Source organism: Bacillus cereus group sp. MYBK195-1 (assembly GCF_051916605.1).
GTDB classification, from domain to species: domain Bacteria; phylum Bacillota; class Bacilli; order Bacillales; family Bacillaceae_G; genus Bacillus_A; species Bacillus_A cereus.
This window is the reverse complement of sequence record NZ_JBQAGZ010000012.1, coordinates 55,032-79,580: the sequence shown is the minus strand read 5'-3', so window position 1 is coordinate 79,580 and position 24,549 is coordinate 55,032. Positions and strand designations below refer to the sequence as shown.

Sequence of the window (24,549 nt, the reverse complement as noted above, 5' to 3'; positions counted from 1 at the left end):
TCAAGTAAGAAGTAATAGCCGCGATAAGGCTATGTAGTTTCAAGTAAGAAGTAATAGCCAAGATAAGGCTATATAGTTTCAAGTAAGAAGTAATAGCCAAGATAAGGCTATGTAGTTTCAAGTAAGAAGTAATAGCCAAGATAAGGCTATATAGTTTCAAATAAGAGCTTATAGCCACGATAAAGCTATACAATTTCAAGTAAGAAGTAATAGCCAAGATAAGGCTATATAGTTTCAAATAAGGGCTTATAGCCAAGATAAGGCTATATAGTTTCAAGTAAGAAGTAATAGCCAAGATAAGGCTATGCAGTTTCAAATAAGAAGCAGTTTTATATAATTAAAGACAAGTAAAGGGAATTTAAATGATCCACAATAAAACGTGTGAAAACCAACAATTGTGAGGATTATTCAGATAACATTTCAAATTAAAGGTTATGTGGTTTTCATCTAAATGGGAAAAATAAACGCATTTTGATTCATACATTCGTTTAAAGTGTACTTCCATCAGTGGGAGTCTTATAGCATACGAATTGTGGAATGAAAAAATGGACTAAGAATTTAATCTTAGTCCATTTCTTATTTTATATCCATTTTGTATGGAATGTACCTTCTTTATCTACTCGTTTATACGTATGCGCTCCAAAATAATCGCGCTGCGCTTGTAACAAGTTTGCAGGTAGTTTAGCAGTACGATAGCTGTCATAATAAGAAATTGCTGCTGAAAATGCAGGTATCGGAATGCCCTGTTGTACCGCCATTGAGATAATTTGGCGTAATCCGCCTTGATATGACTCTACAATTTCTTTAAAGTATGGATCAAGTAAAAGGTTCGGTAGGTCAGTGTTTGTCTCATAAGCCTCTTTAATGTTCTGTAAAAAGGCAGCACGGATAATGCATCCGCCTCTCCAAAGCATAGAAATGCTGCCAAAATCAAGGTTCCAATCATATTCCTCAGAAGCTGCCTTCAATTGCGTGAATCCTTGTGCATAAGAACAAATTTTACTCATATATAAAGCTTGGCGCACTGCTTCAATTAATTCAGCTTTTTCAACTCCAATCGCTGTTTTATCTTTAGGGCCAGATAAAACTTTGCTTGCGTTCACGCGCTCTTCTTTTAAAGCAGATATACAACGTGCAAATACAGATTCCGTGATAATAGGAAGAGAGATACCTAAATCAAGTGCGCTTTGACTTGTCCATTTCCCTGTACCCTTTTGTCCTGCAGTATCAAGAATAACATCCACTAATGGCTTACCAGTTTCTTCATCTTTCTTCTTAAAGATATCGGCTGTAATCTCAATTAGATAACTGTTCAGTTCACCTTTATTCCATTCAGCAAATATTTCATGGAACTCTTCTGCCGTCAAATCAAGTGTTTGTTTCAAGAAGAAATATGCTTCACAAATTAATTGCATATCTCCATACTCAATACCGTTGTGAACCATCTTTACATAGTGGCCTGCCCCATTAGGTCCGATATAAGAACAGCAAGGCTCGTTATTCACTTTTGCAGAGATGTTTTCAAGCATATCCTTTACTTTTTCGTATGCATCCTTCTGTCCGCCTGGCATAATAGATGGTCCCTTCAATGCACCCTCTTCGCCGCCTGACACACCTGCCCCGATGAAATTGATTCCTTCTTCGGCAAGACGTTTGTTTCGGCGAATTGTATCGACAAAGTATGTATTACCACCGTCAATTAAAATATCACCTTTATCGAGGTGAGGGACTAGAGAATCAATCGCCTTATCTGTAATTTCCCCTGCATTAACCATTAATAAAATCTTTCTAGGTGATTCAAGTGAGTTAACAAACTCTTCAACTATATGAGTACCAACTAAGTTTTTACCACGGTTTTCCTCAATAATTTCATCAACTTTTTCCTTCGAAATATCATATAGGGCAACAGAATACCCTTTGCTCTCAAAGTTAAGTGCGAGGCTTTTTCCCATAACGCCCACACCAACAACTCCAATTTGTAACTTTTCCATATTCCATCGTTCCTTTCCATGTATGTTACTCTGTATTATAGTATATATACCTAAAATAACACTTTAATCAAATAATCAATCTTTTTCATTTCAATAGGCTCCGCCAGTATTCGTGCAAAAGGTTATAGGGACACGGTACATCACTATCAAGCTAAAAAATAAAGAGAAATTTTCATCCTTATTAATCAATCATGAAAAATAACCGGTTAATTATGAAAAATCACATTTAACAGCTTCCGTATCCCTTTTACTGTTTAGAAAGATCTATACAAATAAACTTAATAATAAAGTAAACCCTAATCCGGCAACAGAAACGATAGTCTCAAGTAAAGTCCATGTTGCGAATGTTTCTTTCATGCTTAAACCAAAGTACTCTTTGAACATCCAGAAACCAGCATCGTTCACGTGTGAAGCAATTAAACTACCAGCCCCTGTTGCAAGGACAACTAAAGCAAGGTTAACATCAGATTGACCTAACATCGGAATCACTAAACCGACAGTTGTTAATGCAGCAACCGTAGCAGACCCCAATGAAATACGTAAGATGGCAGCGATAATCCATGCGAGCAAGATCGGTGATAATGAAGTTCCTTTGAATAATTCGGCTACATAGTTACCAACGCCGCCATCAATTAATACTTGTTTGAAAGCGCCGCCTCCACCAATAATTAAAAGCATCATCCCAATATTAGAGATTGCTGTTGTACATGATTCCATCACGTTTTTGATTGGAATATTTCTTGCCAATCCCATTGTATAGATTGCAACTAGTAAGGATATCAACATGGCAGTATCCGCATTCCCAATAAACTCGATCGTTGCTAGTAAACTATTATCTTTGAATCCCATTGTTTTTTGCAGCAAAGTAATAATTGTAGCGACTGCCATTAAAAGAACAGGCAGTAAAGCGGTAAAAACACTGATTCCAAAGCCAGGAGTTTCTTCAAGTTTAAATACTTTCTGCTCACCCAAAGATTTGATATTACCGGTTTTTGTGAACGCCTCAGGTACTAGTTTTTTTGCAAGTTTAGTAAATACAGGTCCAGCTAACACAACCGTTGGAACCGCTATCATAAAGCCGTAAAGTAATACTTCACCGATGTTTGCATGCAATTCACCAGCGATAGCAGTTGGTCCTGGGTGTGGCGGTAAAAATCCGTGTGTTACAGATAAAGCTGCTGCCATCGAAATACCGAGATATAAGATAGAAACTTTTAATTCTCTTGAAATCGCAAATATAATTGGAATTAATAATACTAATCCTACTTCAAAAAATAATGCAATCCCGATAATAAATGAGGCAGTCACAACAGCCCATTGAATGTTCTTTTCACCAAATTTCTTCACAAGTGTCATGGCGATGCGTTGTGCGCCCCCAGAATCTGAAAGCAACTTACCTAACATCGCACCAAGTCCAAAAACGAGTGCTAAATGACCAAGTGTTCCGCCTAATCCCGCTTCAATGGTTTTAAAAATCTTTTCTGGTGGCATTCCAAGTGCTAAAGCAACCCCGACCGATACAATGATTAATGAAATAAAGGTATTTAATTTAAAGCGCATAATCAGTAAAAGTAATGCTAAAATCCCAATTGCTACAATGACTAATGGCATCGTAGTTCCCCCCTAATCTTAGCTGTATTTGTATTTATCCCACTATTCGCGGGAAGTAAGGCCCCCCACCTCAAGATTTAGATAGAAGCGAGGCGTGGGGAATTACTCATGAAAATTTTACTTTATTAAATTTCTTTGATAATTTGCAATTCGTGTATAATCATCTTCTAGCGCCCTTGATAGGTTAATAAATATCGGCAGTAATTGTCTGTATTCTTTTGTTGCTTCTTCTTTCGGTGTATGTTTGTAGGTACTCCCAACCATTTCGGAAACGATTTCAAAAGAATCAATTTTTCCTGTGGCATAGAGACCTAATATACATGCACCTAGACAAGAGCTTTCGTAGCTCTTTGGAACAACGACTTCAGATGCGAAAATATCAGACATCATCTGTCGCCAAACGTCAGACCTTGCGAAGCCGCCTGTTGCTTGAATACGAGTTACAGGACCATCCATGCATTCGGTTAATGCTAAAAATACAGTGTATAAATTATATATAACGCCTTCTAAAGCTGCACGTATCATATGTTCCTTCTTATGTGACATCGTTAAACCGAAGAAGGAGCCACGTACATCTGGATTCCATAATGGTGCACGTTCCCCTGCGAGGTATGGATGGAATAATAATCCGTCTGCACCAGGTCTCACGCGTTCAGCTATTTTAGTTAATACATCGTATGGATCAATTCCTAGTCTTTTCGCAGTTTCTACTTCTGATGAAGCAAGTTCATCACGAATCCAGCGAAGGACCATCCCTCCATTGTTTACCGGTCCACCAATTACCCAATGCTTTTCCGTTAAGGCATAACAAAATATTCTTCCTTTTTTATCTGTTTGTGGTTTATCAATGATGGTCCGAATAGCACCACTGGTTCCAATTGTGACAGCAATCTCACCTTTTCGAATTGCATTCACACCTAGATTAGAAAGCACCCCATCACTGGCACCAATGACAAACGGTGTTTGTGAATCGATACCAATCTTTTGGGCTAAATCTGGATTGCAGTTGCTAAATATTTGGGTGGTTGGTACGAGTTCAGATAATTGATCTGGTGTTATACCAGCAATTTTTAAAGCTTCCTCATCCCAATCTAGTGTTTTTAAGTTCATCATACCCATGCACGAGGCGATGGAATGATCAACAACATATTGATCAAAGAATTGTTTGAAGATATATTCTTTGATTCCAATATATTTTTTCGTTCTAATAGCAATTTCCGGATGATCATTCACAATCCATGTAATTTTACTTAATGGTGACATTGGGTGAATAGGTGTTCCTGTTCGTCTATAAATTTCATGGCCATTCAGTTCATCTTTGATTTTATGTGCCCATGCCTCACTACGATTATCTGCCCAAGTGATACAAGGTGTCAGCGGCTGATCATTTTCATCCATAGCAATGACACTATGCATAGCACTGCTAAATGAAATAAACGATGGTTTTTTATCTGAATGCTGTTTCGTTATATTTGATATTGCTTGTAAAACAGCTTGGAAAATCTCTTCTGGATCTTGTTCCGCTGTGGATATATCCGGTGTGCGAAGTGGATAACCAATATTCTCGGTTTGGATGACTTCGCCTTTTTTAGTAAATAAAACTGCTTTCGTACTTGTTGTACCGATATCTATACCTAACATATAGCTACTCATGTCCTTGCTCTACTCCTTTAGATAACATTTGTTGTGACATCCAGAAATCTTCAACTTTCCCTTGAACATCATCAAAGTTTAGATGTAAGGCCTCAATCATGAGGGCTCGATCTTTTGATTCGATTGCTTTTATATAAAGCTCATGATTTTTAATAACCCGTTCAAAGTCTTCGTACTTTTCCTTGAAACGAGTACGCATTGATAAAAGGATTAAGCTTTCCATAACAGGCTTTAAATTATTCCAAATCATCAGGATGTAGGAATGCTCAATGGTTAGAATAATCGTTTCATGGAATAAAAGATCTTGATAAGAAAACTCATCAGAATCATGATATTTAATGGCGATTTTCATCATTTCCATTATTTTATTTAGTTCTCTTACTAAATCATTTGTGTCCATCTTTACAAGTCGCTCAAAGATAAACTTTTCTATAAGTAAACGAACATCATATATTTCTTCGATTTCTTTCTCGGTTAAACCAATGACAACTGCGCCCATTCTTTCTAAGCGAATAATATTTTCAGAAGCTAGTACTTTTAATGCTTCACGAACGGGTGACCGACTTACAGAAAAATCGGCAGCTAATTTATTTTCCGACAGGATGGTACCGCTTTCAATTTCCCCTGCAATAATGCGCATTCTCAGTTCGCTCGCAACACGATCACCTGTAGAGGCTTTTGAAAGCCATTTTTCAGGATAAAGAAATTCCATTGATTTCGCCATAAATTCACCTCATGTTAATCAAGTATACTTGTATACAAGTATTATAACTCGGATTTTTAATTATGCAAGCGCTTTTATTGTTTGCTTTGGTCCTTTTAGAGGAAAGCCCCGTAATTATCAAGCTAACAAATCGAGTCGCCCCAAAAACTATTATTGTTGATGAAGAAGATTTAGGGAATGGAAAACTGAAGAATACGATATTCAAGGACTTACATCAACCTATTTACCACTCGGGTTTACAACTTTTTGAATCAAAAATATAGATGTTAAAAATGTAACAGTAACTGAATTTGAGCATTAAACACTTTTAAAAATTGAAATTGTATTGTAAAGTAATGATTTTACAAATAGAAGCAGTTTTATATAATTAAAGACAAGTAAAGAGAATTTAAATGATCCACAATAGAACGAGTAAAAATCAACAAATGTGCGGATTATTCTGATAATATTTCAACTTAAAGGTTATATAGCCATCATATAGCTATGACGTTTCACATTTTTAAGATTCAAATTATATTTGTAATTAATATTGTTAGGAGGTATTTAAATATGGAGAAAGTGTTAGCATTGTTTAGTGATGCCCTCCTACTTGCTGCTCCAATTTATGAAGAAAATAAGCAGTTATGGGCCAAATGGAATAAATATTATAAAGAAGTACAAGAGAATCACGATAAATTAGTAACATCAGCTAATATGTCCCCTTCCTTTTCGACACTTGTTTCTTGGTTAGGTCAGAAACAAGAGCAAGGAATATCGTTGTTAAACATTTATGCCAATCTGAATAAATATAAAATTGAGATTCAAAATGTACTAGATAAGATCATTGAACAAGAATTTGGAGAAAAAGTTGAAGCAGTTGAACCAACTCAAATTTCAATTTTTGAAGATAGTCAGGTAACAGAACATATAGAAGATATATCTGATGATTACTATCCTGTAACCAATGACGCAATGTACTATCAATTACGTGATGGAATAGCAAAAAATCATTTTGAGGAAGATGAAGCAGTAGCAAAACCGGTACTGCCATTAGAAACAAAAAATTCAAGCGGAGTTGCACAACTATCTTCACATAAGGATGAGGATTTGAGATTAGTGAATACAAACGAAGCAGAAAGATGGTCTATATTAGTTGATGGAGTAATTAGTAATATGGATGATCTTACAGCAGACTGTTTGGATACCATTACAATACAATGGTTAAATCAAGCTAAATCTCCAGATGAATTCATAGATTTTAGTTATGAAAATGTGTTGGAATTATGTAATATGCCGAAAGCCTCAGCAAACGGTGTAGAGTATTATCGTGCAGAAGATAAGATAAAAGTAGCGCAACGTATTGCAGCGTTAGCAAGCATCTTTATTTATTTGAATGATGATAATGAAGTTGTAGTATTGAACGATCAAGCTGAAACTGGGGAAAAATTTGAAGTAAAACGTGAAGTAATCAAAAGGCTATTCGTGCTGGACTCTGTAGTGTTATGGAGAGATAAGAATACTAATGAATATATGGGGATAGAATCCTGTAAGATTAAACCAGGTAGTTTTTTATCGGGCTATTTGTATGGATCTAATAGCACAACTGCTTTATTATCCAAAAAAGCATTAGAGTATAATAGCTATAGACACAAGTTTCATAAACGTTTAATACGTTATTTATCCTGGCAGTGGCGAATCCGTCAACAATACAGTACTTTAAAAAGACCATACTCCATTGGTGGAGAAAAAGGTTTACTATCTGTAATGGGTATTACAACCACAAAGGGTCGCCCAACTCGAATTCGTGAACAACTAGAAAATGTTTTAATTGATTTAGAAAAAGAAAATGTAATTTCACATTGGGCGTATGCAGAGGAATTGGATGAAACAAAGATAGGAGAACGTAATTGGTTTAAGAATTACTATTCAAAATTAGGAATCATTATCTTACCACCAAAAGAATTGATGAATAATATAGATAGTATGGTAAAGAAAAAAGCAATAGGTATGCAAGAGAATCCGGAGGACCATTATATTGCAGAGACTGTAAAACAAACTCCTGAAGGATCAGAAGATATGATACGAGAAAAAATTATGTATCAGCATATGCATCAAAATAAAACAATGCGTGAAATAGCTGATGAAATAGGTCTATCCCCTGCTACGCTATCAAGATTCTGTAATAACAAAATGAAGCGTATTTCAAAAAGTGTTAATGAAAAACTAAACAAGTGGTATGAAAGACAAATGATTATAGAGTCAATGTAAAGAGAAGCAGATACCTTTTAAAAATGGAGAGGTACCTGCTTCTTTTTAATTTGTTCATATTCTGCCTGTATTAATCCATAAACGCGCTCGATTGTTCGGTGGATACCATGTGTCCTTTTGTACATAATAAGATTTGCAAATATTAAAGTCAGGAGGGTTTGTATGCAACAGGATAAAAAAGATATAGAAACGTCTGGTTCTATTATGAAACCAAATTTTGCAGAAACTGATGCGCAAAAAGTGAAACAAGAAATTCAAAATGATGTAAGGGAAGGACAAGGAGCAATGACTTCCCGAGAAGCAGGTGCAATGCGGGATTAAGAAAACACTCCTTACTGTTTTTTATTTAGTGAAAGTTTTAACCAGTAAGGAGATTTCCTATTATCTGCTTTTGTTTCTAAAAAAAATTGTTTTTACTTTGATATAAAGTTTATTTCATGTAAGTATCCCTCATTAGAAATAATCTATATTTTGTTTGATTTCTTTAAAAAGAAGTTTAACTTGTTGTGATATAAACAATTCCAAAAGTGTCTATTGTAGTTATCATCATTAATTAATATGTTATTATCAAGCTCGACTAATTTGTTCTTCAAATCATGAAAAGTCTTTATTAGATCACAATCTTTGTAGTGCCCCTGCCCTATTAGCTGAATCCAATACTTTTTAAAGCAATTGAAGCAGGAATGCATTTTCTCTATAGAAGAATTAACAAAATATCTTTCTACTCTTTCTGTAATTTCATGCTCTAGCTCATATATCTCGCCTGTGGGCTGGTAGATAGTAATTAGATTACCTGAATCTATATTACTCCCAATAACAAGGTATGGTTTAAACTTCTCTAAACTCGCTAAAAACGCTTCTGTATATTCTTTATCCAATATTGATAAAGAAAAATCATTTTGTTTTGTCCATTCCACTACATCTAAAAGAAAACCATTTGAATAGGTGTAAAATTCTACATTGAGACATTCGAATTCATTTCCTTTAATTTGATGCTTAAGTAAAAAGTGCATACTATCAATGGGCAAATTTAATTTGGCTATTTCCAATGTCATTCCTCCAACCCTTAATATTTAATCCATTTTCTGTTTCTACACAAACTCAATTAAATTTTAGCATAAAGAAATGGTCTTCTTGCGGAAAGTGGAATATGAAATAATAAAAAGGTATGAGTATACAACCCACACCTTTTTACCGTTATAAATATTCGTTATATGCTTAGTGCATCAATTATGATCAATGTCACCTTCGATATATTGACTGAGTTTATCCTTAATTGCCGCACTTTCTGGAGTTACTTCTGCTACTTTACGATTGCGAAGACGAGAGCCACCTTCCATTTCATCTAAAGGTAATGTATTTTCTTCTTCTTGAGGAACAGTGGCAGCCATTTGTTGTAACCATTGCATTGTTAAGTTAGATGTTGTATTTTTACCATTGATTTCTGCAGTTCGTTGAATTTCCTGCTCCTGCTGATTATGGGTAACAGTTGATGTGTAAGCAGGTTCTCTATATTGTGGTGTATGCTTCGCCCTTGGCACTTCTATTGGAGTTTCAGTAATAACTGATGTTTTGTTGTTAAGTTCAATAGGTTCTCTATGTTTACTTGTATCTGGTACATTTTCTTTTTGAACATCGATTACTTCATTAATTTTTTCGGGTTCTGTTTTATTAGAAGTAGCAATTGATGCTATACTGTTTTCCTTTTCTAGTTTAGGAGCAGAATTTCTTGAGTAATCTTGCACAGACTGACTATTAGTTAACTCTCCTTCATTGTCTGTATCATCTTCATTATTATAAAAATCGTAAGTATCAGGATTTAACGTTTGTAACCAGCCTTCTATTGCAGTAGGTGCTGTTTTAGGTGTACTCAATTCCTCAATTACAGCTTCTTCACTATCAACATTTGTATCTGTGACATAATCATTATATTTAGTTTCCACATTCAATGACTCTTCACGAATTTTTAACCAATAAGCAGCTGCTTCTGTATCAACTTGAATCTTAGCTGTTTTAAACTCAGAGGCAGGAACAAAGTTAGCATTTACTTGTATTCCTCCTTGTGGAGCATTATCTTTTACAATTTTAGCCGCACACTGGAATGCTTTTTGAATTAAGATATCATTTTCAGAAAGAATGGGTACCTCTAGTTTCGAATAAGAGTAGGATGTTCTTCGTGTACTTTGAGTTTTCGTTTCTGCAGTTACCATATCAATTTCTTGATCACCTTCACGTGCCTCATAAATTGTTTTCGTACCCATTAGCTTACTAAACAATTTAGCATCTTCATTTGTAACATCACCATAAACAAGTTTATTACGAAATGTTCCTAACAGGATATCCATGAATCTTGGGCCATGTTCAATTGCTAATTGACTAATGGTTTGTGCAATAACAATTAAAGGTGCTTTATATTTACGTGATTGAGCAGGAAAACTTTTAAATGCTTTATAAATGTAATCCGCAAACTCATCGACTAAAACCGGATGATAAGGAGATACGTTAGGCTTACGACGGAAAACAGCGTTCTGTACGGCATATAAACACAATTTACCGAATACATCAGATAAATCAGAAAGTTCCCCTTTCGCTGTATTGACTAACAGAATACCTCCAAATTCCAAATGCTTCTCAAAATCAAAATCCGATGGACCACATAAAACACGTCGGAGCAGAGGTTGAGCAGAAATATCATTTAATGTGTTTCGTAAACCGCGAACAAAAGTTTCTTGTTTATCAATTATCTTGGGTTGACCATAGTATTTCCCTTCAGTATGATAAACAACTTCCCCTCCCCCACGGCCACCAGAAATTTCAGGAATATAATTTAAATCAAACCATTCATCAACTTGTTTCATTATGCGGAAATGGTTTCGTTCATCCCTATCTGGAATGGATTCAATATCATTTGGAAGTCGTTCTTTTAATTTGAGATGCATCTCAAACACGAGATTAGCATCATTATACATATCAATTAAATGCTCAAATCTAGCTTCAAAATTAGAATCATGGAGTTTTAACAAATAAATATGTTGTTTAAGATGAGAACGCTCAGATTGAACGAAAAACGGATTTCCTGCGCCATTATCAGAGAGACCCGTTAATATTGAACATAACATCTCAGCAACCTTATCAACTGGACCATGTACAAAATTTATTGAAGGGGTATCAGGATTTGTTGGGTCTAAATAGAAAATAACACTTTCGGGAATCTTGTGTGCTAATACCAATTTATATACTTTTTCGCAGAAGTCATTAGATGGCTCGATAACTGTAAGACCATTAACCTGTGTTCCTTTTACATCCTCTGAATGATAATCTTTTCTTGCATATAAGGTTTTAAAGTTATTAATCATTGAAGCCATATAGTCAAGAATTTGATTGGCAATTGGCAAACCTAGTGCAGCTGATTTCCCAGTACCAATGTTACCGATGATCATTATATTAAGCGTTAGAGACTTGCCCTGTATAACTGCCATTTCCCGTGTAGCACTGTTAGGACCAAGAAATATATCAGGTTCTGGCAATTTTGATGGATTTTTTTCAGTGAAAAATTTGTGTAATGAAGTAGCAAGTTTCCGTTGACAATCATCATTCAAAAAGGAAAGCATCCAACCAGGTATTTTAAATACGTATTCCCATTTTCCGAATTCATCTATAAGCTCTTTTTTATGTTCATAAAAAATCTTAAAGAGCCATAAGAGTACGAGAATAATAATAATTACAGGTATAGCAAATACAAGGTACATGATATTACTAAAATTTGAAAGTATAGTATCCTCTAATCCTTTGTCATTTAGTGAAACCTCTCCAGCTTTCGAATGTAAGAATGGAATAAATATCTTAGCTAATGGAACACTAAACGCCCATAAGTACTGGGCAACTATACCAATTAACATCATCGAGAAAATAAACAATCGACGCTTTATCTCCTGATAGGTCTTAACTTTGGTTGATAGTTTCCAAGTATAAATTAAAATCCAAAAGCTAAAAAAGGTTTCAATGTAATAATTAGTTTTAAACGGATTACCGAAGATACTTAAAGTAGGTAATGGAGCCCCCATTTGTATGAACCAGAAAGAAGCGTATTTATAAATTCCTCTAAAAGCAAAATACCAAGCTAGCAGAAGTAGTAATGTCACAACATAGTAAGATGAGCGGGCTGCTAAACGATATTTCCAGCTTTTTGTAATGTCGATTGTCACTATATAGGAATTTTTTTTGCTCTTTTCGGTTTTTGGATCCTCCCCATTACTTGGTGCATTATTGAGTTCAGCATTCTTTTGAACTGCATTCTCCAAATTCTTGTTTCACCCTCTCTTTTAACGAATAAAAAGCAGCGGTGAAATTAAGCAATTCAGCAGAAGTAGCCAATAATATATTCTCTGGTGCTATGGAATTGTGATACAGATCAGTAAAAATGGCTTGCTGCCCATGCTCTAATTCATCCGCTTCATATATCCCCAAAATCTTAATTGGGTTGAGTGTTCGGTGTTGATTTTGCATGGCCAACAATCCTGATAATTTCTGTAATTTAAAGTGTGTGTTAACCTCCCCTACCTTAAGTATTGTTAATATACATAATATTTCTAAGTAATCTAAAGATTTTTTTTCTTCATCAGGTGCTTTTTTTCGTAATACCAAAATGTCATCTGTTAGCTCAAGTAGTTTAGAATGTTGAATCCCTTTCACTTGAATTTTATTTTTATTAGAAATCCACTCTACCGAATAAGGGAAAGAAGAATTTATGTTTAAACGTTCAGCAATTTTTTTGAGCAAATGACTTTTGTTTAAACTATTAATTTCGCGAATTTCTTGAAGAATATTATTTATTACAAGTGCAGATCCACCCATATTGCACACGTAAACATTTAGGTTATTTACTACACTTAAACGTGGTATATTGCTGAAAGCCTTTTTTAAATTTGTTACACGTGTAGTTCTTTTTTTGTAAGTAGAAATTGTGTGATAGGAATCATCGATTACTGAAAATAAAACGTAAAACTGTTTAGACGGATTAGAAGCAGCGATATCAAAATATTTTTTAAGTTTGTTTTTTAGAAATGGAATGTTTTCTGTTCCTGTATCAACTTCAATATTGATAATAGAATCATTACATGTAAGAACCCAATCAGGAATGATTAATGGGTCTCCCTTTGCGTCTGGATAAAACTCTTTAGATGGACGAAATGAATAAACGAGTTGAGGTAAATCTGGTTGGAAGGAAACGGGTTGAAGTTCTGGCTGAAACATTTCGCGATACTCTTCATCTTCGTATAAGAAGTAAACATCATTTGAATCGGAATACATTAGGTTGGGTAAATGTAAGTTTTGCTTCACAATTGAGTTTAATGGAAAAAGATAATCGCCATTACCACCTACAATTGCACCGGTATGTTCATTTTGGGATTCTGCTTCAAGTAAATTGAGCACAAATTGTGTAATAGCTATATTGTGTTCATATTGCCTTTTGGTAACAAACGAGGTGTTGCAGTCAGTAATTAATTTTAAAAGATATAATATTTCTGCTCCCTTTGAAGCTATAGAAACGAAATCCAATGTAAAGCCACGTTTTTTTCTCACACTTATATTTTCTTTTTTTATTAATTTCATTTTTGCCCACTTAGTTAACTTGGATGAAAACGTAGTTCGACTTATAGGCCCCCCACTTATCAATTCATAAAATTTTCGTAATTGAATTTGAGATACTGTTCGTTGTTCATATAAAAATAAGACTGTAAAAATGTCAGAACGATTAAAATAAACTCCACGGTCATTCTCTCCGACGATATATTTAACAGCATGATCAAATGATTTTTTCAATTTAAAACACTCCCTTGATATGGAAATAATGTACGGGAATCTGAATAAAATCGGTTGCGATTGTCATGAAATGAAAGTAATTAATGTTGGATAAATTAAGCAGTTCAGTACATAAAAATGATTAGTGTATATTTTAACGGAAATTTGCAAAAAAGTAACCCATTATCCCCTATAGAATCTCGGTTTAAAAACACATATTATTTCATCAGGTGTGGGTAATTAAAATCAATGATATCAAGTGAGAATTTACTATTAGAGTTCGTCATTTGTACTTCGACATAGATAAAAGAACATATGACGAACTCTAATAATGAAAAAAGGGTTCGGCATATGTATCTCGTCATATATGTGTAGAGTAACAAAAATAAATAAAATGTACAGTGAATATTCTTTTGCATAGATGATATTAAGTATTAAACAAAATTGTATTTAATTCTGTAGAGCTATTTGTTTATCAGAAGGAAAAATCACATCATAAAAGAAATAAGTAAATAAACATAATAAAGTAAATGAAAATTGTGTATATTTCATATTTTGCATGTTACAATCTGATTTAAGGGGTGAAAAAATGCGGAATTTGAACACAGAATATGGGCTAATAAAAACAATTATACAAAGTGAATTTGAAACAGACGTTCTTTATAACATGGTAACTAACACATTAAATAACGAATATGAGATAATCCCATTACAGTTTGCTGCTCTAGATCCTTATAAAATCTACAATACTTCACAAGTTAGTAGACTATTGAGACTGAAACCTAATAAATTAAGGTATTTAATTAACAGATACGGTGAATACATCCAGTTAATAAAAAAAGGAACTAAATATGTTATTTCATTTAAAGCTGTATATAAGATATATTTAGTACATCTATGTTTAACAAAGAAATTAATTAGTTTATCAGAGTTTAATCGCTTTATGGCTTTACATGTGAGTTATAGTGATTATATTGATATGAAATTGACAAGTTATACTGACAAGTTTGTAGAACTTAATTTTAGAGAAAAACAAATGAATGAAAATGAATCACAATTTTATGTGTTATTTCTACAAATCTCAAAAATAACTACGGAATTAATAAAAGAAATAACGAAATATAACATGACATTGACATCCCCTTTCCTTTCTGTAGACAACCAACAGAAAAATGAGTTATTGAAAAAGAAGCAGGATCATAAAGATCTGTTTAATAAACTAAGTGTCTTATATAAAACTATATAGTTAAAAGAGTAATACTTAAGAAGTATTACTCTTTTTTATAGGCCTATATACACGTTTTATTGATAAGTCTTTCATATAAGACCTTTAAATAGGACGTGTAATAAATCGTGGTAATATTCTATTGACATGAAATTAATATAAAAGCATATAAATCCTTTAATAATAAGTGTTTATTTATACGTCTTATATATAGTTCTTATATATAAGACGTATAAATGAAATAACCATGATAATAGTAGGTTATTTTAGGAGTATTATATATTGGAATTATAATTCTAGATAAAAATATACATAAATACTGCACTCATATTTATAATTTAATAGTTATTGTTAGTTATATGAAACCTCATATTAACATGTTTTATTTACTGCTTATATAAACGACTTTCATGTACGTCTTATATATTTAACATTGATATATAGAACATTGCTTCGATTTTACATTTTGTAAATATTATATAAGTCTTGTATATAACAACTTAATATAAGACTTATATATAATGACTTGATATACGTCTTACAATGATGTAATATATTTTTAGGAATAATTAACCAACGTTTTAAGGGGGGGACAACTTGAACGAGGTATTAAGTGAAAAATATAAACAAAACAAATTCACTGAAGAAGTTGTGGAAATGTTTGCAGACATTATTGAAGAAGACGAAATACTCTACAATGTATTTCATTACATAGGGTCACAAGTAAACAAACAATACCAAGAGACAAAGTATATGAGAGGAATCTCAATAAATGAAATAGTAGAAAGTGTTGTTATTGATAGGAGAGTAAAGAAACCTAAGGGTAAATCCTATTCATTAGAACTTGAAAGAACTAACATTTCAAGAAGATCGGCAGAAGGTAGTGTTGCTACTTTAGCTTCAATGTCATTAATAACAGAAAAAATTATGCATCCGTATAAGTTTTTAATTTCAACTATTAGGGGACAACAAGTATTAGTTGAATTAGGGAAACGCAAAAAAAGTAATGAGAATAAGGGAGAGATAAAATAATGGCAAAAAACTTTCTGAAAAACGAAGTAGCTGTGAAAATGACTATGGTTGGTTTTGGTCAAGCTGGAACTAGAATGGTAGATAAGTTTGCTGAGTACAAGCATACAGACGGGACAGCAGTTTATAATTGTCTAGCATTGAATAGTAATGATGGGGATTTAGCTGAACTGAAAAATGTGCCGAAAAGTAACCAAGTTTCACTAAAATTAGGTGGTTTAGGTAAGAATCCTGAGCGTGCTGTAAAGGTCTTAGAATCTAATGAAGAAGCTAAAGATAAACTAAAAGAATTTATAACAGAACGTGTTAGACCAACTGATGAATTAGTACTATTTTTTGCTGGTTTAGGTGGTGGTACAGGTACATCTACAATTATTCAAGCAATTGAAGAATTCTCCGCTTTTCATAATAAACCTGTAATTGCTGAAGAACTTAAAAGTATGGCAATGAAAATTCCTAGAGAAGAATTAATAAAAAATCAACAAAAGTATGCAAGAATTGCTTTCAATAATGCTATTGAGCGTAAAGATTTTATTAAAATGGGTATTGTGGTTACACTTCCAGTTAGAGCAGATGGGCCGGATGTACTAAGACAGGTGAATAAATTCTCACAAGAAATTTGGAAGTTAGCTAATGATCCAGCCAAAGGCGTTGCATTTGTTGTATTTGCAGATAACCAACATTTCTATGATGAGTTTAAAGGATTAAACGAGAATGAGAAAAAAGGCATTGGAAACTCACGAGACTATGCAAATCAGCGTATTGGAGATATTATTCATGAGTTAAACACAGCTGCAAATGGTTCAGGAACATCAGTAATTCTAGATTCTCAGGACTTTAAACGAATTTTACTAGAAAGAACAGGATGTTTAGTAATTAATAAGGTTTCACGTAATATGAATCAAATTGAAAACAGTGAAGAAATTGTAGATATGTTCTCAGAATCATTGAAAGGAAGTTCATTCCATCACCCTATTGACCTGATGAAGACAAATGAAAATGGAGATTTAGAGGCATCGAAGGTACATCATTTTGGTATGTTAGCAATTTTAGATGAACAGAAGAACATTGATGATTCATTTATGGATGATGCAAAAGTAGAAGTGACAAATAAACTACCAATCAATGGAACTGTTTTTAATGGTTATTTAGTGAGTAAAAATGACTTTATGGGCAGCGTGTATACTTTCTATAAGACAGATGCACTACCATCACGTTTATCTAAAGGATTAGTTGAAGAATATAATGAATTTAAAGAAAAACAAAGTCAAATTCAATATACAAAGTCTCAAATTAATACTATTGAAGCGCAAGACTCGGATGATGACTTCAATATTAACTTTGGTGATTACTTTGAATTAGAACCAGTTAAAGATGAAGAATCACAAGCGCAAAATGATGAAGAATTAGCGGCATTTATGGATCCAGATAAGATGTTCGGAACTAAATAAAAAATAAGCCTGGAATCTTCCAGGCTTATTTTTCTATTTTCATTACATTTTTCATGTATTCAATCATGTTCTCATCAATATAGTTTTCTATGAAAAGTTGTTTTCTCGCAAGATCTTCCTCTTTTTTAAACCAACCAACTTTTTTTATACGAGTTTCTTCCGGCTGTGTATTCCACTCGTTTTCAGCTTGTTTTCTTAACTCTGTACGCGCTCTATGTTGAATAATTATATTATCTAGTCTTTCTTGTCTTTGGCGCTCTTTTAACTTTTCAGGGTCTTCTGGTTCAGGTAGCACTGCACGTATAGCCTCTTCAAACTTTCCTTGATACTCTAATTCAATGTTTTGTAAATGTATTTGAATCTTTTGCTCTACTATTTTTTCAATAGTCGCTGCAGCTTCCTGCATGTTTAATTGGCTTGAGACTTCACTGGTTTGATTTTCTGGAGAAACTGGTCTTAGTTCAAATTGATGTGGTAAAAGCTCAATAATTGCATCTAGCGACCACTTTTCATCCCTCTTTAGCTTGATAAATAAAGCTATGTCTAAATCCAGTGTATTATATAGCTTTTCATTTGTATTATTGGTTCTTAATGTTCCGTGTAACCCCTTTTCCTCTAGGATATTGAACCAATTGTATACAGTGTTATGATGTCGGCCTACTAGTTTTGAAAACTCTGTTATTCGCCAAGCTTTTTCAAAAGTATCTTCATGACTAGAGTTTGTATTATTGGACTCCATATGTTCATTTGTATTTTTGTTATCTTGTTCAATCATCGTTATACCTCCTTGAAATATAAATATAATGGCCATAGCAAAATGTAATTAACATATAAAGTGAGATTAACATGTTAAGTGTCTTTCGACGATATAAACCTCAATACCTTTATTAATTGACATTCACATGAAATGTGTCATTGATATATAAAGTATCACTTGTTAACATAAAGTTGATAAATCAGGATTTTGAATTAACTATTGTTAATGTCCTATTAATAATCCGTTAGTTATTAATGATTATTGTTGCTATGAAATTAACAAATTAGTCTACAATATACTAATGATAAGAAAATATTAGTGATTTGTAAATAAATTATGAGGATATAGCATTAAACTTAAAGACTTAAAAGCTAAAAAGCATGTATAAATCTAAAGAGAAAAGTCCATACTAATAGTAAATAAAGGCCTATATTTATTATAATTTATGATACCCGGTAGTAGAAAACCAAGAACTGTATAGCTAATTGGTTTCAGTAGGTCTTTAGAATGCACGTAAAGGCTATTATAGGTTATTGAAGTATTTTTATGTGGTTTAATATAAACTTACTTTTTTAAGGGGTATCACCCTTTACAAGTGATCTCTATATAATCAAAATTGATTTATACAATTGCTATTTTTAAATCGTAAGTAATAAAAAGCGATTCATTATTTTTTATTACTATTAAAATGTTTTCAAGAATGATATCTTCCGCAGTTAATGCAGTGAATTTTACTATAGAAAAAAGTCCTTTAATAGATGTAGAATCTAAAACTCTATCTGTATGTATATTCTCAACTTTAGAATCATAAATTGTTAATGTTATGTCAATATTAATCAACAATAGTTGATATGAAACTACCATTAATTAATAACTAGCCCTATTAACATGTTAATCTCAGGTTATATATCAATGATAAAAAAAGAGAAAACTGTTAATTTTCGTGTGTTATTAATAAGAAACGATCAATTGTATGGATCCCTTGTTAATGTCTATCCACAATTATAGTTCTTTTAGGGTGTTTTCCTTTTTGTTTTTTAATAGAAATCTGTTGTAGTAGATAAAATTTTTAACTAATGTGGATTTTAAAAACCCGAAATCTGCTTCTATGTGCATTTCTACTATTTAATTGTCAATGTCATATTAATGTTAAATGCAAATTTTTGATATAACATTAATAATTCAATAGCATGTCTCTTTACGTTTTGCTTTTAGACTATATGTCATTGCGATTAAATTTTAACTATGTTTTGATAGTGTGAAAACATCTTTTAGGATAGATCATCACTAAATTTGTTTCGAGTAAACCTCCACAGAAGAAAATTTTCACCGATATAGATTTTGAAATCTCGAAATCCATAAACGCTTTCGCTTTTGATACCTTATTGTTAATGTCTTATTAACATCAATTAGAATAATATCGATAACAAAAGAATACGAGCGCTTAACATGTTAATCTCAAGTTACATGTTAATGATAAATGTTTGATGTCACTAATAAGAAACCATCAATTGTATGGATTTCTTGTTAGCTTCTAACCAAAATTATAGTTCTATTAAAGTGTTTTTTTGGTTTTTCGATAGAAATCTGTTGTGGTAGATAAATTTATAACTAATACAAATCTCGAAGACCTAAGATCTGTATTTATGTGTATTTTAACTACTTAATTGTTAATGTCATATTAATGTTAAACACAAATTGTTGATATGAGATTAACAATATAAACAGTATTCCTTTCTATGTGTTGTTTTTAGACTAAATGTCAATGATAAATAAAGGGTAAAATGCTGTCATCATTTATTATCCCAATTAAATTTTCAACTATGTTTTAATGGTGTCGAGACATTTTCTAGGATAGATCATCACTAAATTCACTTCAAGAAAATTGCCGAAGAAGAAAAAATTCAATCGATATTGATTTTGAAATCTTGAAAGCTATAAACGATTCTTCTTTTTTGAAATCTTATTGTCAATGTTATGTCAATCTTATTCAAAATGATATTGATAACAAAAGAAAATAATCAATTAACATGTTAATCTCAGTTAACATGTTAATAACAAATAAGAGATTGAAAACCATTTCTCTTTTCATTGGTATCGACATGAGATTGATAGTTTCATGGTGTTTCTTTTTTTATGTCGTACTAGCATTTAAACATTTGCAAAGGTAGTTTATTAATTAACTTATTTCCGTACAATCAGTTGGAGTGGATTAATGTTCATCTAATATAGATTTTGAAGTTTAGATAGGTACAAACGTTTTTGATAAGTAGCTGCTTGTTAATGTTATGTTAATGTTAACCGGTGGATACTAACGATAAAGTTGGTGCGCTTCATTTGACATGTTAATCTCAGCTGATATGTCAATGTCAAATGCGGGTGAGATGTGTTGATTTTCTGTTGGTATCAACATGAGATTGATAATTATATGACTGTTTTATAGTCCGTATTCTAAAGTGTTTTTGAGTAGGATTAATTAAATTTGAACAAAATATAATCTTATGATGCTTGTTTACAAGAAAATGATTACGGTTAACAACGGTGCCCTTAATAGCGCAATTAATTGGTTAGTAGAGAGTATACTGTACCAAAAAAAGTTAGCAGAAAAACATTAGTGGACGGTTAATAAGGAGGCTCCTTATAGCTTAGTAAATATAGATTGCTAAAATAGTATTTAATTCCGAAGAAGTTCTCGCTTCAAAAGGTCCAAAAGGGGTTAAGCAGTAAGATGCCCATGTATAATTATAGTGGGAGTTTAATAATATTATAATTAACCTCTAGATTAAATAAAGAATTTTTAGTATATTCTTATTATAACTTGTTAATTTTTTTAATTTCTAGTGATTACATGAAGCCCTTCGGGTTACGGATTAAATTACACGTTTGTGTGGTATTTAACCTCCGTATTCCAAAGGGCTTTTTTATTTGCTCAAGGGGAAAGGAGATATGTGATGTCAATTGAAAAGTTAGCAGCAAGTAGAATATTAAGGCCAGTGAGAAGCATGAATAAGGGGAGTAATGAGAGGTGGTTTGAATATTATAGAACAACGTGCCCTATATGTGGTAAGCAAGGATGGTGCATGGTTAATGATTCTGAAACTAAAATAATATGTGGACGAATTTCATCTGAAACAGTATTGGGGGAAGCAGGCTATTTACATATAATAGCTGAAGATCAAAAAAGGGGATATGACTTTTCTCAAAATCAGATGATTAAGGAACATAGGAAGAAAAATGATTACAACCTTGATATTATTTATACTTTATTCCTAGAATTTTTAGACATGCGAGATGAACATATTAAAATGTTAATGGGATCGAAACATAGGGTTACAAGTGAAGTAATAAATGTTAGAAATTACAAAAGTTTTCCTATTAAACCTTGGGATACTACGAAAGAGCTAATAAAAAAAGTAGGAGGGAAAACAAGCTATATTGTTGGAATTCCAGGATTTTATGCAAAAGAAACAAAGGATGGAAGATATTTTACGTTTGCAGGAAGGAGAGATTCTTTATTAATACCGCAGAGAAATATATATAATCAGATATGCGGTTTTCAATGTAGAATTGATAATCCTGAATATATGACAGTTGTAAAAAATCATAAACCAAGCTTTAAGGCAGAAGTTATTGAGCAACCCAATGTTATAGAGGTGACCTATAAAATCAATGGGAAGATAGAGTCTATATTTAAAGCTAAAATCGATGTTAAAGAATGGTATGAAACTAATTATGAAGGTGAAAAATTAGGTGAAGTACAATTAAAGTTAGAAAGTAAATATATTTGGATCAGTTCAGGTGGGAAATTCCATGGAACAGGAGCTGGGAACCCATTGCCAATACATGTAGCAGTACCTAGTCGAGAGTTGAAAAGTTTGGAACGTGGAGAACTAATAAAAAAGGATAATGTATGGATTTCAGAAGGCGCTCTAAAGTCTGATATTGCTGCAGAAAATTTAGACGAGCTTCTAACAAATGAGGAAAAAGTATTGTATGGTACCACAGTTGTATCAATACCAGGGGTTAAAGTATGGAGAATATTAATTGAACCATTGAAAAAAATGGGAGTTAGACAGGCGACGTTCGCTTTAGATATGGATATGATTACAAATTCAGATGTTCAGCGGTCGTTATTAGAATGTGCGCAAGCGCTTTATCAAGAAGGGATAAGTATTAATTATGCAAGTTGGGATATTAATCTTGGAAAGGGTCTAGATGATTTACTGCTAAACGATTATATTCCAGCAATAGAGAAAGTGAGATAAACGCTATTTTAATTGAAGTGAATTAAGATATATATTAATAAGGGGTAGAAATGATTCAGTACTTTTCTATACCATAACTAGAATGAGTGGGTTTTATAAAATCGAAGGATGTATTGTATAGAAGAATACAATACATCCATTGTTTTATACGTATTCTTGATAGTCATCAGGGTTTAAATTGTATATATAATTAGTTTAATCATAAGGAAATGATGGATATTTTAATATCCTGGTAATTTTTGGAATTTTTAGAATAATTTATTTTACATTTTGTTATAATCCTATATCATATACATACAGGAGAAATTTGGAAGAGTTTTGAAGGAGAAGTTTCGTATCTATGTAATACCGATAGTAGTTTTTAAGTACTAAATAATACTATTTATGTATACGAGGTGAAACAAATGGGGAGACGAGTAAGCGAGAAGAAAACAAAAGAGCAGTTTTTATATGAAAGAAGAAGACAATTAGAAATAATGGAAGGTATTAGTAGCATCTGCAAAGGATGCGATATTTATATAGAATTGAGAAAAACGAAAGCACATAAAGAAGTTGCCAATACATGCGCAAGGAACTGTAAGTTGATTAGTAACGTACAAAAGGAGACAAAGATGTTTTTAGAAACAATTCGTTAAAAATGAGAAGGGAGGAATAAGTATGAATCAATCATATAGCAGCTTGAATCGCGATGAGTCATTAAATAAAACTATAACACAAGGTTCTACTGCAAGAAGTATTAAGCCAATGGCTTATCCAGAAGGTAACACTTTTGAAATTAAGGAAATAGGAAATTATCAGGTACTTTCAAAACAAGAAAGTTTAAATTTATTTCAGCGGTACAAACATGGTGAAAAGGAGCTACGTGATTATTTGTTTCATGTGAATGTAGGGTTAGTATTATCTATTGCAAGAAAGTACAAAAATAAGCACCCTGATATAGAGTTTGATGATCTGGTTCAAGAAGGAAATGAGGGAATGTTACGGGCAATGGAAGATTTTAATCCAGCTTTAGGCTATTGCTTTTCCACATACGCTTTTTGGTGGATACAAAAAAGGATGTTAGGAATTATATGTAAAAAAAGGTCGGGACCTTTTAAAATACCTAACTATGTGAATCAATTTAATTTAAAATATGTCGAATTAGAAGATAAATATTTACAAATGTACAACAGACCCCCTTCGGTGGAGGAAGTTGTAAAAGAGTTAGATGTAACTAGCGAAATAGTCATTAGGCACAACGTATATTATAAGCGAGCTACTACTATGACTTTGGATATAGATACAATAAATGAAGATATAGGTATATCAAATTCATCCCATGATGATAAATCAGCAATTCCTTCAATAAATGAGATGGTAATTGAAGACTTAAATTACGAGATATGGTTAATATTTGATGAAGTATTAAACCCAAAACAAAAGATGGTACTAAATCTATGTTTTGGTCTTTTAGATGGTAAAGTGTATTTGCATAAAGAAATTGCAAAAGCACTTATGATAACAACTGAAAGAGTGTCACAAATAAAGGAAGAAGCAATTAAAAAATTGAAGAAATGTGACTATAAAGATGAAATTTTTAATCTACTACATGAAAAGTTGAAAGTTATGGATGAACTTAATATGGTGTAAAAATATAAACTCATATATCCCTGAATATTCAATGCAGTAAGTGTGTAGTATCTTTTTTTATCTAAAATTTGAAACAAAGTGATGCATTAAGAGGAGAACATGTACTATGAATTCAATAGATGTAAAGTAAAAAGAAGGATAAATGGGTGCAGACCATTTATCCTT

Annotated in this window: 16 protein-coding genes; 8 read left to right on the top strand and 8 right to left on the bottom strand. The window is 32.5% G+C overall.

Annotated features, from left to right (window positions below; all coding sequences use genetic code 11):
* Nucleotides 1–581: 581 nt before the first annotated feature.
* The 4 genes from gndA to gntR form a co-directional block, all read right to left on the bottom strand.
* Nucleotides 582–1,991, bottom strand: coding sequence for an NADP-dependent phosphogluconate dehydrogenase (gene gndA / locus ACTFRY_RS28215; RefSeq protein ID WP_000413550.1), 1,410 nt, complete (start codon nt 1,989–1,991; stop codon nt 582–584).
* A 264-nt stretch (nt 1,992–2,255) separates the two neighbouring features.
* On the bottom strand, nt 2,256–3,602 hold the full coding sequence (gntP, locus tag ACTFRY_RS28210) for a gluconate permease GntP (RefSeq protein WP_098617066.1): 1,347 nt from the start codon (nt 3,600–3,602) through the stop codon (nt 2,256–2,258).
* A gap of 117 nt (nt 3,603–3,719) precedes the next feature.
* Nucleotides 3,720–5,255 carry a gluconokinase gene (gene gntK / locus ACTFRY_RS28205; RefSeq protein ID WP_098617065.1) on the bottom strand — a complete coding sequence of 512 codons (1,536 nt, stop codon included), beginning with the start codon at nt 5,253–5,255 and terminating at the stop codon, nt 3,720–3,722.
* Nucleotides 5,248–5,979 carry a gluconate operon transcriptional repressor GntR gene (gene gntR / locus ACTFRY_RS28200; RefSeq protein WP_001130025.1) on the bottom strand — a complete coding sequence of 244 codons (732 nt, stop codon included), beginning with the start codon at nt 5,977–5,979 and terminating at the stop codon, nt 5,248–5,250. The genes gntK and gntR overlap by 8 nt, the downstream gene beginning before the upstream one ends.
* Before the next feature lie 549 nt (nt 5,980–6,528).
* On the opposite strand from gntR, the gene ACTFRY_RS28195 reads away from it, so the two are divergent.
* Both ACTFRY_RS28195 and ACTFRY_RS28190 read left to right on the top strand, forming a co-directional pair.
* Nucleotides 6,529–8,226: a helix-turn-helix domain-containing protein gene (locus tag ACTFRY_RS28195; protein WP_000416748.1), complete on the top strand. Its 1,698-nt coding sequence runs from the start codon at nt 6,529–6,531 to the stop codon at nt 8,224–8,226.
* A gap of 162 nt (nt 8,227–8,388) precedes the next feature.
* Nucleotides 8,389–8,547: a hypothetical protein gene (locus ACTFRY_RS28190; protein ID WP_001183576.1), complete on the top strand. Its 159-nt coding sequence runs from the start codon at nt 8,389–8,391 to the stop codon at nt 8,545–8,547.
* A 143-nt stretch (nt 8,548–8,690) separates the two neighbouring features.
* Here the strand turns inward: ACTFRY_RS28190 and ACTFRY_RS28185 are convergent, their stop codons facing one another.
* From ACTFRY_RS28185 to ACTFRY_RS28175, 3 genes are all read right to left on the bottom strand, one after another.
* Nucleotides 8,691–9,281 carry an SUKH-4 family immunity protein gene (locus tag ACTFRY_RS28185; protein WP_098617063.1) on the bottom strand — a complete coding sequence of 197 codons (591 nt, stop codon included), beginning with the start codon at nt 9,279–9,281 and terminating at the stop codon, nt 8,691–8,693.
* A 171-nt stretch (nt 9,282–9,452) separates the two neighbouring features.
* Nucleotides 9,453–12,527 (bottom strand): type IV secretory system conjugative DNA transfer family protein, encoded by a 3,075-nt coding sequence (locus tag ACTFRY_RS28180; RefSeq protein WP_098617062.1) that lies wholly within the window; start codon nt 12,525–12,527, stop codon nt 9,453–9,455.
* Nucleotides 12,499–14,049 (bottom strand): replication-relaxation family protein, encoded by a 1,551-nt coding sequence (locus tag ACTFRY_RS28175; RefSeq protein WP_098617061.1) that lies wholly within the window; start codon nt 14,047–14,049, stop codon nt 12,499–12,501. The genes ACTFRY_RS28180 and ACTFRY_RS28175 overlap by 29 nt, the downstream gene beginning before the upstream one ends.
* Before the next feature lie 538 nt (nt 14,050–14,587).
* On the opposite strand from ACTFRY_RS28175, the gene ACTFRY_RS28170 reads away from it, so the two are divergent.
* The 3 genes from ACTFRY_RS28170 to ACTFRY_RS28160 all read left to right on the top strand — a co-directional run bounded on the left by ACTFRY_RS28170 (nt 14,588) and on the right by ACTFRY_RS28160 (nt 17,733).
* Entirely contained in the window at nt 14,588–15,274 is a 687-nt protein-coding gene (locus ACTFRY_RS28170; protein WP_048538513.1) for a hypothetical protein, read from the top strand.
* Nucleotides 15,275–15,850: 576 nt separating this feature from the next.
* Complete coding sequence (locus ACTFRY_RS28165) at nt 15,851–16,285, top strand: hypothetical protein (protein ID WP_001006720.1); 435 nt, start codon at nt 15,851–15,853, stop codon at nt 16,283–16,285.
* A complete protein-coding gene (locus ACTFRY_RS28160) occupies nt 16,285–17,733 on the top strand; it encodes a cell division protein FtsZ (RefSeq protein WP_001097025.1) in 1,449 nt (482 codons plus the stop codon). Before ACTFRY_RS28165 ends, ACTFRY_RS28160 begins: the two co-directional genes overlap by 1 nt.
* 25 nt (nt 17,734–17,758) lie before the next feature.
* On the opposite strand, the gene ACTFRY_RS28155 is transcribed toward ACTFRY_RS28160, so the two are convergent.
* A complete protein-coding gene (locus ACTFRY_RS28155) occupies nt 17,759–18,508 on the bottom strand; it encodes a MerR family transcriptional regulator (protein WP_098617060.1) in 750 nt (249 codons plus the stop codon).
* A 2,933-nt stretch (nt 18,509–21,441) separates the two neighbouring features.
* Here ACTFRY_RS28155 and ACTFRY_RS28150 point away from each other — a divergent pair.
* The 3 genes from ACTFRY_RS28150 (at nt 21,442) to ACTFRY_RS28140 (ending at nt 24,384) form a co-directional block, all read left to right on the top strand.
* Nucleotides 21,442–22,755, top strand: coding sequence for a DUF3854 domain-containing protein (locus ACTFRY_RS28150; RefSeq protein WP_098617059.1), 1,314 nt, complete (start codon nt 21,442–21,444; stop codon nt 22,753–22,755).
* 404 nt (nt 22,756–23,159) lie between these two features.
* The gene (locus tag ACTFRY_RS28145) at nt 23,160–23,390 is read left to right on the top strand and encodes a hypothetical protein (protein WP_000533697.1); all 231 of its coding nucleotides are present in this window, start codon (nt 23,160–23,162) and stop codon (nt 23,388–23,390) included.
* A gap of 22 nt (nt 23,391–23,412) precedes the next feature.
* Nucleotides 23,413–24,384: a sigma-70 family RNA polymerase sigma factor gene (locus tag ACTFRY_RS28140; protein WP_098617058.1), complete on the top strand. Its 972-nt coding sequence runs from the start codon at nt 23,413–23,415 to the stop codon at nt 24,382–24,384.
* Nucleotides 24,385–24,549: the final 165 nt, after the last annotated feature.

Bases quoted from the DNA above. Each gene is read 5' to 3' on its own strand.
- ACTFRY_RS28185 (WP_098617063.1), bottom strand. From the start codon at position 9,281: ATGACATTGGAAATAGCCAAATTAAATTTGCCCATTGATAGTATGCAC.
- ACTFRY_RS28170 (WP_048538513.1), top strand. From the start codon at position 14,588: ATGTTACAATCTGATTTAAGGGGTGAAAAAATGCGGAATTTGAACACA.
- ACTFRY_RS28145 (WP_000533697.1), top strand. From the start codon at position 23,160: ATGGGGAGACGAGTAAGCGAGAAGAAAACAAAAGAGCAGTTTTTATAT.
- gntR (WP_001130025.1), bottom strand. From the start codon at position 5,979: ATGGCGAAATCAATGGAATTTCTTTATCCTGAAAAATGGCTTTCAAAA.
- gntK (WP_098617065.1), bottom strand. From the start codon at position 5,255: ATGAGTAGCTATATGTTAGGTATAGATATCGGTACAACAAGTACGAAA.
- gntP (WP_098617066.1), bottom strand. From the start codon at position 3,602: ATGCCATTAGTCATTGTAGCAATTGGGATTTTAGCATTACTTTTACTG.
- gndA (WP_000413550.1), bottom strand. From the start codon at position 1,991: ATGGAAAAGTTACAAATTGGAGTTGTTGGTGTGGGCGTTATGGGAAAA.
- ACTFRY_RS28160 (WP_001097025.1), top strand. From the start codon at position 16,285: ATGGCAAAAAACTTTCTGAAAAACGAAGTAGCTGTGAAAATGACTATG.
- ACTFRY_RS28155 (WP_098617060.1), bottom strand. From the start codon at position 18,508: ATGATTGAACAAGATAACAAAAATACAAATGAACATATGGAGTCCAAT.
- ACTFRY_RS28190 (WP_001183576.1), top strand. From the start codon at position 8,389: ATGCAACAGGATAAAAAAGATATAGAAACGTCTGGTTCTATTATGAAA.
- ACTFRY_RS28140 (WP_098617058.1), top strand. From the start codon at position 23,413: ATGAATCAATCATATAGCAGCTTGAATCGCGATGAGTCATTAAATAAA.
- ACTFRY_RS28150 (WP_098617059.1), top strand. From the start codon at position 21,442: ATGTCAATTGAAAAGTTAGCAGCAAGTAGAATATTAAGGCCAGTGAGA.
- ACTFRY_RS28195 (WP_000416748.1), top strand. From the start codon at position 6,529: ATGGAGAAAGTGTTAGCATTGTTTAGTGATGCCCTCCTACTTGCTGCT.